Below are 12,574 nucleotides of genomic sequence, written 5' to 3' on the forward strand. Positions count from 1 at the left end.
TTGTATGTTGGTTTTGTCTTTTCTCTGCTTGTTATTTTTCCCATTGCTATGAATATATTGCATGGCGCGCTCGGATTATTTCTCTCTCAATACGCTTCATGTGTGGTAAAATATCTGTATTTTTTTCCTCCTACGGTTCCTTTGAAATGTTGTACGCGGAGGTTAAGAAATAGGAAGAGGAAGTTGCATAACAACACGCTCTTCGGGATATCTGTTTAAGGCGTAGGCAAGGGCGAGATTCTGCATGTCTTCCCGACCAATTGATGAAGAAACAGGGATATTGCGAAACTCGACAAAAGAATTCGTGCGAATGCGGATTCGTAAGTAGGGACCATTGTGTCCGTGTTTGAGGTATGCGCGAATATCCATCTTGAGCGTTGAGAGAATTTGTTATTGGAGAATAAGGTTGTTTGTTAGCGCGTCATACTCCTGTTTGCAGCCTTTTTGAGTCGCCATGCCATGATTGCTGATTGTGCTGAGTTCATGCTTTGCTGCGTGTACATCGTTTTGGAAATCCACATTGGCGTGCAGGCGAGCGACGATGGCAGATCCGACCATTCTTCCCGCTACAATATCACTATACCAATGTACATTGCATACAATTCTGTTTTCCCCAAAAGCTTTTCCCCGTTGTAAAATCGTATCTTCCCGAGCAGGGTCAACTTCAGTAAGCACCAAAGCCCAGGCCCACCCAACGGCAGCATGGGCCGAGGGATAGGAACTTTCTTGCGCAAGTTTTTGCTCTTTCTCCGGAGTACAGATTGGTTTTGTATTTTCCAAAAATGGACGCTTTCGATGGTAGTGTTTTTTTGCCGTATGTGCGGCATTTTTGGCATCAAGCATGACGCGTTGGAGAAGTTCATACAGGTGTGGCGTATTTTTTTTCGAGATGGGAATGCCGAGCGTGCAGGCAAAAACATGAGCAGCTTCCGGAAAATTATAGTTTGCATCCGTCGTGGCTAACGAAAACCGAGGAGTATCATGCAGAGCAAGGCCATGTTGGCTGATGGATATATCCATAGCAAATCCTGCACTCTTTTGATTCGGAGGTGAAGGAAGTAAATGAAAAGCATCCGGGTATTGATCTTTGTGAAGATATCCATGTACCTTGTTGTGTTCTGCTGTCGGTGTCTGAGCTTGAGCCTGGATGACGAAGCACCCTAAGATGATACATAAAATTAATGGATATACTGTACAATGAATACGCCGGGTCTCGATGAACATAGCAATCTCCCCACTTCATTTTATCCGTCAATCTGGGCGCTGCAGGATACCCCTCACTGTCTTTTTTCATCGACCACTCCGCATAGTATCTTTTTTGTTTCAACTATGCACGTTTATTGGTGGAAAAACAAGAAATGCCACGGAGAAGGTAAAGGAATGATTTGGGTGTATGTAAAATAAGATTATACCATGAAGGAATGTGTTGTGAGATTTCGAAAGTGTTGTGTGTGCATGGAGGTGTCATATGTGTACTTCATATGTCTGATATTGATGTCAGGTTTGTGTTGTGTGTAGTTTTCTTTTATGTATCTTGTGGGATGTCATGACAAAAAAAGGAGTTGTATGGTATGCTATCAGATATACACGTTTATGCAAGGTTGTATCTCGTTGAGATTTTCTGGAGTGTCATGTGTTTTCTTCTTTTTACGCTTCTTCCAACATGTGGGTACGCTGGTCCATCTGAGCGTCCTGAACTCGTGTTTTACAATTGGACAGCATATGTCGCCAAGGGCGTCATTGAAGAATTTGAAAAAACACGAAATGTGACGGTTCGCCAAGAGTACTTTCAGTCTTCGGATGAACGTGATGAACGAGTCATGCGCAGCAAAGGCAAAGGCTTCGATGTCATTATGATTAATGGCAACGATGTTGTACCGTACGCGCGGCGAGGGTGGATCATTCCTCTCGGTGTCGAGAAGGTGCCGAATCTTGCTCGAATGACAAAGCAGCATGTTTCAGGATGGCCAGATACTGAGAAATATGCAGTTCCCTATTTGTGGGGAACACTTGGGATTATTTACCGTGCGGATCTTATTGGTGAAGAAATTACAAGTTGGAAGCAGTTTTATACGCCAAAAGAGGCTTGGCGCGGGAAGATCATGTTGGTGGATATTCATCGATTGGGCATCGGTATGGCGCTTAAATCTCTTGGGTATTCGCTCAATTCTGAAGATCCCAAGGCGATCGATGCTGCGATTGCCGTATTACAGAAACAAAAAAACTATGTTCAAACTTACGGATATTTAAAAACCGATGCCGACTCAGGGATTGTTTCTGGGGAAACGTGGATGGGCCAGACATGGAATGGAGATGCTCTGCTTTTGCAGAAACGAAATCCTCAAATACGATATGTTGTCCCTGAAGAAGGTGGAGAAATATGGGGTGATTATATGGTTGTCTCAGCGTTTTCCGAGCACCCCGATCTGGCCATTGATTTTATGAATTATCTGAGTGAAGCGTCAAACAGCGCCAAGGCTTCGGAAGAACTCGCCTTTGCCACTCCGAATATTGATGCACAGCAAATGTTACCGGAGAGTATTTTAAAGAACGAGGTCATTTTTCCACCGGAAAATGCATTGCAAGCGAGTGAAATGGTGAAAGATATTTCTCCTCAAATAAAGAAGCGCATGGTAGAAGCGTGGGCGACAATAACACACTAAAGCGTACGCCATTTAAATTTTAGAATTTTACATGAAACTACGAACCAAACTCCCTCTGTTTCTGATTCCGATTGTTATTGGGCCATTGTTTATCGTGAGTTGGATGGCATTCCAACGTATGCGCGTGAATGCTGAAGATAATATCCTTCGGCAAATGACATCATTGACGCAACAAATTGCTGTCAATATCGAAACAATAGAGAAAACAACCGAGGCTAATGCGCTGTTGTTTTCTGGGTCAGGCCTGTTAAAGGCGTTTCTCTTCACTCCAGATGAAGATCGCTATTATTTTGCTCTCTTGCCGCTGGTGAATCTCTTTTCAAGCTACCATAACGCATACCAGGATTATGAGGAAATTCGGGTTATTCTACCCGATGGATATGAAGCCGCACGTTTTAGTGTCTCCCGAGCACCCCATAGCACGGATACGGTTGAAGACCGTGCGTGGTTTCAACAGATGCAGCACGCAAAGACATCCACCATGAGTTTTTTTCAATGGAATCCGGATTCAGGTGAACCGACTTTGGTTGTGGCACATCGTCTCCTGTTTGTAGATCCGACGTTTGAAGATTCAACCGCGATTCCTCCCTCACTGCGAGGATATCTTGTCATAACTGTGCGATTAGAATCGTTACAAGAACTTGTTGTCAATACACGTATTGGCAATGAGGGGGGGATTCTTATTTTGGATGAGCGGGGACGCCTTTTGTATCCCGGCGTGAAGCGCATGAACGTAGCCGAGCCGAAGAAGCTTCTTGCTCTTGCTGCATCTGCAGCCGAGCAAGGACGCACACTTCGCTATCAAGAAGATGATGACGTCTTGTTGATCCAAGCTCGATCTTTGCCTGGTGGGCTCATGCTCGTTGGATATTTACCCGAAAAAGAATTGACACATGCCGGCCAAGAGCTTGGGCGAGTTGTTCTTGTCATCGGGTCCATTGCGGTTCTCTTAGCAACAGCGTTGTTGATGTTGGTTTTACATTCGATCATTGTAAAGCCCTTGGCCAGACTCGGCGCTGGAGCCGAGGCGATTGGTGGCGGTAAACTGGAAACACGGCTTGCGGTTCATGGACATGATGAAGTCTCTCAACTCGCCAGCCAGTTTAATGCCATGGCGGAGAGTTTGGTGGAAAGTCGTACATTGCGTGACGAAGCTCAAGCGGAAGCCCTACGGTTAAAAGAGGCGTCCATTGAATCCTTGCGTGCGGCTGACCGATTGAAAGACGAGTTTCTTGCCAATACTTCGCATGAACTGCGAACTCCTTTACATGGCATTATTGGTTTGGCTGAATCCATGATGAAAGGAGTGGCCGGTCCATTGCCCGAGCACGCGAGGGAAAACCTCAGTTTGATCATAGCAAGCGGCCGCCGATTGACAAATCTTGTGAATGATATTTTGGACTTCTCTAAACTCAGACATAAGGCCTTGAAACTCGCACTTCGTCCTGTTGATTTGAAAAGCGCATGCGATCTTGTTCTCTCTATGGTTTCCGTCATCGCGAAACCCAAAGATTTGGCGCTGTACAATCACGTTCCTGATGATATTCCGGCCGTAATGGCTGATGAAAATCGCTTGCATCAGATTTTGTATAATCTCGTCGGCAATGCCGTGAAATTTACTTCGGAAGGGTGGGTCAAGGTGTCTGCCCGTGTTGAAGACACAATTGTTTCTATTGACGTGGCAGATACCGGAATGGGGATTCCGGAAGATCAGCGAGAGACGGTTTTTCAGTCATTTGAGCAACTGGACCGGGGGTTGGAACGAGCCGGTACCGGCACCGGCTTGGGACTGGCTATAACGCGTCAGCTTGTTGTGAGTCATGGCGGCACAATAGAAGTAGTTGAAAGAGAAGGTGGCGGTTCGATTTTTCGTTTTACCATGCCACGCGCTCCTCATGGGGGGCGAGTCAATGAAAACGGGGATATTCTCCCTGAATCTCAAAAGCTTGCCGTTTTTCAACCCGTTGAGTCATCGAGGCAACTCGCCGAAAAGGAGATCGGCTTTGGAGAAGCCCCTTCATCCAACACGTTGGAAAAACATGTCTCGCCACCACAGGCATATGCAGAACGTATTCTTGTTGTCGATGATGAACCCGTCAATTTGCGAGTTATTGAAAATTACCTGCAGTTGAGTGGATATCAGGTCTATACTGAAACATCCGGCGCAGACGCGCTCAGCTTTCTTGAAAGCCGGAAAGAGAACATTGATCTCGTTTTACTTGATGTGATGATGCCGGGACAAACAGGTTATCAGGTCTGCGAACAAATACGTCAAATGTATCGATATGATCAACTTCCCGTTCTTTTCTTAACTGCGCTGACACGCGATGGAGACCTTGAGCAAGGGTTTCTTGCTGGCGGAAACGATTATATTCCAAAGCCATTCAGTTATGCTGAGCTTCTGGCTCGCATTCGTCTCCATCTGGCTTTAAGCCATCAGGCCAAAGAATTGCATACGCTCAATGCAGAACTTGAACAGCGTGTAGCTGAACGGACGCAGGCACTTCAATGGGCCTATGCAGACATGGAACGTCTTGCGAGCCTTGATGGATTGACCGGTGTGCATAATCGGCGATCGCTCGACCAATCGTTGGACGATGCGTGGAAAACAAGCATCCAAGAGGACTCTTCGCTCTATTATCTCATTATGGATGTCGATCATTTCAAAGCCTACAATGACATTTATGGCCACCAGGCCGGAGATGCGTGTTTACGTGCCTTGGCCCGAGAGTTGACCCTGTTGGCAACACATTATAGTGGTTTTCTGGGCCGATATGGAGGAGAGGAGTTCTCTCTTATTCTTGTCGGACATTCGGATGAGAGCGTCGTCAAGGTTTCCGAGGCGATCATGAACGCCGTTCATTCCTTGGAGCTTCCGCATACGGGCTCTTCAACGGGCATGCTTACGCTCAGTTTAGGAATTGCGGCACGAAATGCGTCCATGCGCGCAGCGCATGAGCTTGTTGCCGCCGCCGATACAGCGTTGTATAAGGCAAAGAATAGCGGAAGAAATAAGGCTGTCTTCTTTGAGTTTGAATATGGTGCGAATTGAAAAACCGTGCTATGATTAAAAACAGAAATTATCGTAGGGGGCAATCCGTATTCATTTTTTATGTCTACGACGTATAAACTCAAATTCATGTACGGATGGGGAGTATTCAAAAGAGAATTGAATAACGAATAGAAAGGAATAGCATCAATATTTTTGTGCTGTACTTGACAGGGCTGCGTGCAGTGATTGTAGATGAATATTATGAGATGCAGGCGTTGCTCAGAGGGGGAAGATGTAATGATAGCGCTGCAAAACCTGCTGATACAGAGTGAATACAAACTTATGGAGCGTATTTTACAATATGCAAAGTCCCAAGGGTATTCTCGGTATACTTCTACTCTTGTTGAACCTTGGCGTATTTCAATACAAGGTTTGACGGATGCAATCGTAACAGCCATCCTGCATTATGGCAAAGTTTTGCCTCAATTTTCTCCCCAAGATCAATTCGAGGACGATCCGATAGCCCAATTCGGCCTGATAGAAGCTCAACTCCATCGTGAGCGAGGTATTGACCTGGCCATGTTCTTGGGACTGTATAAGTATTATCGATATACATATGTGGGGCTTATACGAGAGGCATCGTTTGATGATGCAGAAAAAGATTTTTATGTATCATTTGTTGAACGTTGTTTTGATCGTATTGAAATTGCTTTTTGTAGCCAGTGGATCAATTTAGGGGAGAGTGTTGCTCTCACCGAATTACAGCGTGCTAATAGAACGATTACCAATGAAAAAAATAAGTACCTGACGCTGTTTGAAAGTCTGGATACGCCAGCATTTTTAATTGACGAACAGGGAGTATTAGAAAATATCAATATTTCTGGAGCCAGATTGTTAGGTCTTCGCGACGTGGAAGGAGCGATGTACTACTCCTATGGTGGTCAGTTGGAGTCGCAATACCGAAAACAGTTGTCCACGTTGCTTCCATGGCTTGAGCCAGGCCTTCATGATGTATTGAAGAAAGAGAACGCTTCTTTGAAGCTTGAAGCTGAATCTCGTGATGAGATGGGCGATCGATATTATAGCGTAGCAATTTCCAGACTGCGTGATATTTCAGGAAAATTTCGAGGTGGAATCGTTCTTCTTGAGGATGTAACGGAAAGAAAGAAGATGGAACAATTCAAAGAAGGCGTTGAGAGCATAACGCGGCATGACCTCAAAGTCCCATTGAGTGGAATGCTTGGTGTTTTGAATTATCTTTTGGATAATGGAATGTTGAATTATCAACAGCAACAGATGCTATCCATGGCTAAAAAGAGTGGATACACCATGCTTTCCATTATTAATCGTTCTCTCGATATTGTTAAGATGGAAATGGGACGCTATACGTATGTTCCCAATAGTGTTGACTTAGCCATTGTGCTTCGTCGCGTTATGGAGCACCTGGAAAGTACAGCAAAAGCATGTGGCGTGTCTGTTGATGTCAGTATTGATGGAAAAAAAATGGGAGAGAGTACAACTGGTCCTCTTATAGTAGCGGAAGAGATGCTTGTCTACTCAGCTCTCATCAATTTGCTGTGTAATGCAATTGAAGCATCTCCTATGGAAGAAGCAGTTAATGTCGATATTGTAACAGATGATATGTGTAGCATTATTATCTCGAATCAGGGTGTTGTACCGGAAGAGATAAGGGATTCGTTTTTTGAAAAGTTTGTTTCGTGGGGAAAACGGAATGGGACCGGACTTGGTACGTATACCGCTCGGCTTGTTATCAACACCATGCATGGTGAAATCATGATGAGGACAGAAGGTGATAGGACGTTCATTACCGTTGAATTACCACTGTCACAGCCCTTCAAGAGATAATTCTGAGTATATTCGAGGTTGCTCTGGTATTGATCGGCACATGGTGAGATTACGGGCACTGTCTGGCCCAGGCCTCTTCACGGGCTTGCGCTTTGATTTCTTCTGGGTCAATGCCATTCTCTACAAACAGCGTTCGTTCCAGTTTTTGCCGTTTTGGCTTCATCCAAACTTCCTTTCGTCTCCCGTAATCCGCAATACGCGCAGGTGTATCGTACCATGATAACGCGTCGGTTTCGATATAGCCCTGTTGCGACGTGGCGAGATCCTTGGCTCTGTACCAATGAAATCCTGATGAAAAGTCTCGGATCACCCTGATGATTTTGAATTGTCCACTGCGAGGAATGCTTATGACCTCAACGGTGCTTTCGATAACATCCTGTGGGGTTTTCAGGTTGGGGTCATTGGTAATAAGAAGCGGCGTAGGTTGCTCGGCCGTAATGATATCTCCGGCTTTCAATGTATTCCTTGGAAATCTTCCAAACATTTTTGTGGTTTCTCGTTCAATGCGAGCCTTGCCTTTTTCATAGGAACAATAGAGGTGCATACGTTGAGGTGTTGTCAGCTCCGGATACGTGGGCTTGCTCAGCAATGTCGCGAAACCGAATATGATGGCGAAGCCCCCATATAACAATGCCGCTTTGAAGCGACTGGCTGGCCGAAACCATGGTGCCATAGCTTTGGGCTGATAGAGACTGAGCAAAACGCAGACTCCAAATACAAGGGTCAGAACTCCATAAAATAAAATCGGCTTATACATGGGATTCCTCATCGCTATGGTACGTTGTTCTGTTTGTTTTCCAAGGATGAGTCGGCCACCCTAAATGCAATATAGAGGATAAAAAGTCTGATTTCATTCGATTATCTTGAGTATTGTATTTTGTTGTTCCGTGTTTGTCTATTGCGGACATGACGCTGTTTGGTTGCGTGAGAGTTTCAACCGACGTTGAACGAGTTTGGGAATGCCCGCTTCACAGGGAATGCCTGTCTGGCACAGACCGCAACTGTTGACCGGAACTCCAAGCTGTTGTTCCTCGACATACGGACGTGTGCTCCCGCGAATATATGTTTTACATTGTTCTTTATCATGTCCCGATGGCGTGATGGCATGCGCCGGGCAACGTTTGATGCACGCCTTGCAATCAACGCCATGTGTACGCAGACAATACTCCTGATGATGCGTGTACGGTCTCGGTGTGGGAGTGACAGTGCAGTCCGCGATAACAGAGCCGACGCGAATGGCTTTCCCTTTGGCGGTGATGAGGCCGTCGCTTAAACCGAATGTCCCTAATCCACAAACAAATGCGGTATGACGTTCCGACCAGGTTGAAGCAAATCCGTAACGGGGAGACTGTGCCCGTGTCCATTCTGGGGCAAGGGTAGGCGCCAGTGCACGTAAACCGGATGCTGTCAGTGCCGTCACAACATGGCGGCGTAGGTTCTCATTGACGTTTTCGCCGAAAAGACGGGCGAGGCTCCAGTTGAGGCTGGGCATATCCGTCATGGAACGATGTGCGCGACGTGTACGTTCGGTATGCGGTAAAATCCAAGCAATGACTCCGATGTGTTTGGGAGAAGTGCCCGGGAATGCCTGGCGAAACGCTTCTCGCGGAGTTTGATAAAACGTACCGATATCATTTTTGATGGCAGTGAACAGTGGATCGTCGCCATCAGCATAACCAACAAGAGGTTGGTCGAACGCACGAAATCCCCAGTGTGGAGACAAAGAATTGTTTTCGGGAGTGCTTAAAAACGTTTTGATGGTGTCTTCAATCTGCAGCACGGCGACTCTCCCTTTTCGCTGTTTTGGGGCGACATTGAGGTGGGGTGTCAAGCGCAAGAGCTCGAACCAGGTCAATGAGAAAACCATCCTGTCCAGGGATCAATTTTTCTTCGGCAATCTTCAGTGGAAACCAGGTCGCTCGGTCGACTTCGGGAAAAGACTGCATGCAGCCTGATCCCGGCGGCCATTCCATTGTAAAGGTATTGCTTGTGACGTATTCTTCCGGAAACTCAGCTTCAACAGCGTATGCGTGGATGCATTTTCCACCTGCTTGACGGCGTACCCCAAGAAAAATGAATTCTGCATCGGAATGAGGCAACAGCCCAGTTTCCTCATGGAATTCGCGCAGAGCCGCTTCGAAGGGAGATTCTTCTCCTTCCGTAAATTCTCCTTTGGCTATAGACCAGACGCGGTGGTCACGCTTGGCAAACCAGGGGCCTCCAGGGTGGACGAGTAAGACTTCCAATCCGCCTTTAGTTCGACGAAATGGCAGCAGCCCTGCACTTTGTTTCATGATCTTCTCCTTGTCCTTGCCTGGAGGGAAATATCACGATACTGCACGGCAAGGCAGACGCCAACCCCAAGAAAGGGGCCGAATCCCATGAAAACTGTAAAAAATATACAAACGGTCTCGGAATGGGAGGATTCGGGTTATGTTCTCCCAGAAGCCTCATTTCAGCGGTGGGCTTTGGCCTTCTTTCTCGTACTTGTCGCACTCTGTTTGGTTGTGTTGGTTGTTTTTCGAGTGCATCAACATAACCTTCTGCGTCTTTTGTCTCTCGATCCGGTACGTGCGATAACAATACTCAAGCGTGATCTTGCCATAGCTGGTGGGCTTCATTTCTTTCTTACTTTTGGAGTCGGATTCTATTGCGTCTGGCTGGCGCGACGGATTCTTCACACGGGCCGTTATCCCCCTCCGGGAATGAAAGTGTTGCGCAAAACTATTATTCGGCATGGGAGTGAGTCTGTCAAAATCGTCTGGGGACTGTTTGTCTTGACCGGACTTTTGCTGTTGACCAATGGAGCCTTTGTTATTTTATGGCAATGCTTGTCCGGTGCAACAGATTGGGTACAGGGCGGAGGATTGCCATAGTGCACTACAGAGAAGAGGGGAAGGGATCACGCGGCAACGGTGTTGGAAAATTCAGAGAGAAGCCGGGTCCAAAGAATTTGATTGCCTTTGATGGATTTGCCGACAACAAGTCTCGGCATGGTCGTTAAAGAACGATTCACCGACCTTTTGCCGGGAACGAGTCCATTTACCGTTCCTTGTGGAATACGAATGGCATTATAGTCAATCGCTTTGAGTTGTTCATGAAGTATCGCGGATATTGTTGAAAGTGGGGCGAATCGTGAGGATAACTGGTCAGGGGCAAGCCATCGATTGACAAGAGCGACGGGATGGTCTTCTTCGATGTTGACAAGACTGACATATCGAATGGGGTTGTTTTCGCCTTTTTCGAGGAGATGCGCCCAGCGTGAAGCAAGTGCCAGCCCATCTTCCACGTTCGAGATAGGAAGAAAATAACCGCCTACACGTCTCCACGGCTTGGCATTTTTATGAATTTGAACAAGTAACACAGATACTCCTTCATGCAGCATTGAAACGCCGCTGCACGAGAGGGAGACTTCGAATTAAGCAATGGCCACTTACCCTCCCGCCTTATGCTTGCCATTTTATACGATGATATTACACTCTTTTCATGAAAAAGGGCAACATCAAGTCTCCTGAAATTGTTTCTTTCTTTGTAATCATGCTCTTTTTTTCTTCTTAAAGCCGGAGTCCTATTATCTCTCAATATGGAGATGGCCTTTCGTCTGCGTAGAATTGATTCTTCACAGCGTCCGGCAGTTGCGTGTGCGCTTCATATTGATGTATTTTTTGAAACATCACTCAGTCGAGGCGGGAAAACTCCCTCGTAATGTGGAAAAATCCAGATGGCATTGTTTTCTGATTCGTTTCTTGTCCGCATGTGGAGGCATTGTTGGTACTTCTTTCGAGGGAAGACACCCGTTATTCGAGGTGGTTGCTTACAATGTGGAGGTTGTTGCCGTTATATTACGTTGATGTACGAAGGCAAAATGATACGTAGTCGTTGGCAATTTGATCGTATTTGCAAGAAAGATCCCGTGTTCCGACGATTTGTCGTTGCTGAGAATGCTTTTATGAAGAACCTCGTTTTTCGATGCAACTTGTTATCGGAAGAGGGGACATGCCTTGATTACGAAAATCGTCCGCAATTGTGCAAAGACTATCCAACACGCCATATGGTATACTATGGAGGAGCCCCCTCAGCGCATTGCGGATTTTATATTGCTGAGACAACAAGTTTTGCCCGAATTTTGAAAAAAACCATCCGAGCGAATCGGAAAAAAGAGCGAAAAGGTTCGTGAGGTGGGGATTTCGGTTACGTAAGAGGAGCCTCATGGCGGTTGTGCTTTTGAGCATAAAGAATGAGAAAAGAAATGAAATCCGAGATCCCCTCCTGCCGGCACGTTATGTAGGCAAGAAGGTATTCCTTGATGGTCAAGCGGGTGCCATAAACGGGATAGTCCTTCATGTTGTCAGCAAATGTGAGACCGAGCTGCTGAGTGACATGGGGATGTATCGGAAGAAAGAATTCTCCGAAGGCGTCGTGTGCCGCTCGAAGAACGGTTTGTGAAAGAGGGCCATACCCTAACAGATCGAGCACGCCCTGGGCGATACGTATTTGAAGCCCGAGTCCTGGATGATTGATTGTAGAAAAAAGAGCTTCTTGTCGGTAAGTTGCCAGAATATCGTCAGTCACTTTGATATCCCACCGTTGTTCTTTTTGTCGTTCATGTTCTTCAGAACGAGCAAGAGACGTATGAATATCATATAATTTAAATATATCTGTCTTGAGATAGATGTGAATAATTTCAATGGCAGATAGACCGCGTTGTATTAACATGTTAAGATGTCTGTCGCTGTAGTCGATGCCTGGTTTCGAATCCCACAGTGGCCAATAGTGTTTAAAGAAAAGATTTGGAATACATACTGGTTGGGCGTTTGACGGAAGACGCGAGAGCAAACGTTCACTGGACAGTTCATTCCAGTCTTTCGAAAGCCACTGATACAGGAAAAGCTGACAATTCCGAAGGTCGTCGTCTGGAATTATTTCACGGGTATAATTGACAATGTGTTTAATACGGTAAGTATTACTAAAGACAGGGTGCTGACGTAACAACGTGGTCAGTGGCCCACCCTGGCAATTGGCGTGGATGATGCAGAGCTTTTTCTTCATAGAG

General features: G+C 46.1%; 12 protein-coding genes. 5 read left to right on the plus strand and 7 right to left on the minus strand.

What is annotated here, in order from left to right:
• Positions 1-162 precede the first annotated feature (162 nt).
• A complete protein-coding gene (locus G451_RS0109465) occupies positions 163-369 on the minus strand; it encodes a hypothetical protein (RefSeq protein ID WP_027184073.1) in 207 nt (68 codons plus the stop codon).
• A 21-nt stretch (positions 370-390) separates the two neighbouring features.
• A complete protein-coding gene (locus G451_RS28525; protein WP_051261326.1) occupies positions 391-1,224 on the minus strand; it encodes an acid phosphatase in 834 nt (277 codons plus the stop codon).
• A gap of 407 nt (positions 1,225-1,631) precedes the next feature.
• Here G451_RS28525 and G451_RS28530 point away from each other — a divergent pair, with 407 nt between their 5' ends.
• From G451_RS28530 to G451_RS32560, 3 genes are all read left to right on the plus strand, one after another.
• Positions 1,632-2,663, plus strand: a complete 1,032-nt coding sequence (locus G451_RS28530; protein WP_169727853.1) for a polyamine ABC transporter substrate-binding protein — start codon at positions 1,632-1,634, stop codon at positions 2,661-2,663.
• Positions 2,664-2,694: 31 nt separating this feature from the next.
• Complete coding sequence (locus G451_RS0109480; protein WP_027184074.1) at positions 2,695-5,715, plus strand: diguanylate cyclase; 3,021 nt, start codon at positions 2,695-2,697, stop codon at positions 5,713-5,715.
• A gap of 237 nt (positions 5,716-5,952) precedes the next feature.
• Entirely contained in the window at positions 5,953-7,521 is a 1,569-nt protein-coding gene (locus tag G451_RS32560; protein ID WP_051261328.1) for a sensor histidine kinase, read from the plus strand.
• A 49-nt stretch (positions 7,522-7,570) separates the two neighbouring features.
• Here G451_RS32560 and G451_RS0109490 read toward each other — a convergent pair whose 3' ends face one another.
• From G451_RS0109490 to G451_RS28540, 3 genes are all read right to left on the minus strand, one after another.
• The gene (locus G451_RS0109490; protein ID WP_027184075.1) at positions 7,571-8,278 is read right to left on the minus strand and encodes a hypothetical protein; all 708 of its coding nucleotides are present in this window, start codon (positions 8,276-8,278) and stop codon (positions 7,571-7,573) included.
• Between the two features lie 138 nt (positions 8,279-8,416).
• Positions 8,417-9,301 (minus strand): 4Fe-4S dicluster domain-containing protein, encoded by an 885-nt coding sequence (locus G451_RS0109495; protein WP_027184076.1) that lies wholly within the window; start codon positions 9,299-9,301, stop codon positions 8,417-8,419.
• Entirely contained in the window at positions 9,288-9,815 is a 528-nt protein-coding gene (locus G451_RS28540) for an NUDIX hydrolase (protein WP_051261329.1), read from the minus strand. The genes G451_RS0109495 and G451_RS28540 overlap by 14 nt, the downstream gene beginning before the upstream one ends.
• Before the next feature lie 87 nt (positions 9,816-9,902).
• Between G451_RS28540 and G451_RS0109505 the strand changes: the two genes are divergently transcribed.
• On the plus strand, positions 9,903-10,397 hold the full coding sequence (locus tag G451_RS0109505; RefSeq protein ID WP_027184077.1) for a hypothetical protein: 495 nt from the start codon (positions 9,903-9,905) through the stop codon (positions 10,395-10,397).
• A 26-nt stretch (positions 10,398-10,423) separates the two neighbouring features.
• Here G451_RS0109505 and G451_RS0109510 read toward each other — a convergent pair whose 3' ends face one another.
• A complete protein-coding gene (locus tag G451_RS0109510; protein WP_027184078.1) occupies positions 10,424-10,885 on the minus strand; it encodes a hypothetical protein in 462 nt (153 codons plus the stop codon).
• A 390-nt stretch (positions 10,886-11,275) separates the two neighbouring features.
• On the opposite strand from G451_RS0109510, the gene G451_RS35315 reads away from it, so the two are divergent.
• Positions 11,276-11,698 (plus strand): YkgJ family cysteine cluster protein, encoded by a 423-nt coding sequence (locus G451_RS35315; protein WP_425387490.1) that lies wholly within the window; start codon positions 11,276-11,278, stop codon positions 11,696-11,698.
• A gap of 14 nt (positions 11,699-11,712) precedes the next feature.
• Here the strand turns inward: G451_RS35315 and G451_RS0109520 are convergent, their stop codons facing one another.
• On the minus strand, positions 11,713-12,570 hold the full coding sequence (locus G451_RS0109520) for a WcbI family polysaccharide biosynthesis putative acetyltransferase (RefSeq protein WP_027184080.1): 858 nt from the start codon (positions 12,568-12,570) through the stop codon (positions 11,713-11,715).
• Positions 12,571-12,574 lie beyond the last annotated feature (4 nt).

It is taken from the genome of Desulfovibrio inopinatus DSM 10711 (genome assembly GCF_000429305.1).
GTDB lineage: Bacteria > Desulfobacterota > Desulfovibrionia > Desulfovibrionales > Desulfovibrionaceae > Alteridesulfovibrio > Alteridesulfovibrio inopinatus.